The 1,317-nt window shown below is 39.7% G+C and carries 2 protein-coding genes; both read left to right on the top strand.

What is annotated here, in order from left to right; all coding sequences use genetic code 11:
• The first annotated feature begins 353 nt into the window (after positions 1-353).
• Positions 354-683 (top strand): hypothetical protein, encoded by a 330-nt coding sequence (locus AC805_RS10335; RefSeq protein ID WP_156341375.1) that lies wholly within the window; start codon positions 354-356, stop codon positions 681-683.
• Positions 684-947: 264 nt separating this feature from the next.
• Positions 948-1,256, top strand: a complete 309-nt coding sequence (locus AC805_RS25555; RefSeq protein ID WP_156341374.1) for a hypothetical protein — start codon at positions 948-950, stop codon at positions 1,254-1,256.
• Positions 1,257-1,317: the final 61 nt, after the last annotated feature.

Raw genomic sequence — 1,317 nt, 5'->3', positions numbered from 1 at the left:
AGGAGTCCATCGGGCAATGGTCAACGAAGCAGTCAGGTTATGTACCCGATTACCAGACTATGACGAGTGGTTTTAGCCATGACAGTTTACATATCAGTCAAACTAAGTACAAAATTAGTATGTGATTGTGAAGCCTATAAATTTCCACACGAACCATTCAAAGGCTTGTGTAGTACACCAATACCGCCCATAGATACAGTTGACTACAAACTATCTAGCGAGACGGCATTGAAAATATATTATGCATTAAATAAATACCATAGATAAAAATCTTACACGGTATACCGTTGTTGTTTTTAATAGAATACTTTGCTTTATTGAAGTTACAGACGTTCACAAAGAAGCAAAGATCTATGTTAGTAACCTGTATGGGGTCTTCATCCTACGACTACGTTAAACAAGATACAGGAGAGCGCAAACAGGGCGCATCCTTTACCTATCTTTCAAAAGCTTCCTCCTCAGGAAGTAGTATTCGTAGCGGATGGATGCCTATTGAGATGAGAATACCCTTCGAGTCGAGGAATACTTTTGATAAACTTCCAGCCGTTTATGATGTGGAGTTTGGCTTAGTGCCGTTGCGTAGTGGAGGAGTCACTCAAGTATTTGTAGGCGCAAAATATATACGACCTGTCGAGCTAGACTTTCCTGCTTTACTACAAAAAGAACAGGCAAAAGCAGCCTAGAAGGACATCATGCCACCAACATCACCAAGCGCAGACATATATAACCAAATCATCCATCTGTGCCAGTGGTCGATAGATATAGGGGCAAAGATGTATCCCACCTTATGGGGGATATTGCTATTTAGAAGATATTTCAAGTATTAGCCATCATGCAATATGTAGATATCCATCCAGCCTTAGCAGAATGCCTGATGTGGGCAGTATGGACAATAATCTTCCATTCTGTCTGCTGGACAATCACGAAAATGTTAGCAGGTTACTAATATGGAAAGAACATTAATAGCACAGTCTAACCCTACAGTACCTACATCGCCCGATCAGTGTCCTATAGGAAATCTTGATTCAGATTTTAGATGTAGAGCCAAAAATATTGTAGTTAATGGATCTCCAACTAACGTAGTTTATCCTAATTTTTCAGTACCAACAGACGGCATAGTAGCAACCCTTCCTAATTATATGGATCCTCCTTTTTATGGGAAGTTGCAGGAGGGATTTGTTGAGGCAGTCGTATTGGGTCTGATTTACTTAGGAATAACTTTGGTTGTTAAGTTCATAAACTCATTGAAACAATGATTGCATTATTAATCATTTCAACAGTGCAATTTAACATTGCAGCGAACGCCCAAATCGCCGT

Origin of the sequence: Pseudanabaena sp. 'Roaring Creek' (genome assembly GCF_001402795.1) — a bacterium.
Classification (GTDB): domain Bacteria; phylum Cyanobacteriota; class Cyanobacteriia; order Pseudanabaenales; family Pseudanabaenaceae; genus Pseudanabaena.
The sequence above is the reverse complement of the archived record's forward strand: the minus strand, read 5'-3'. Positions and strand labels throughout refer to the sequence as shown.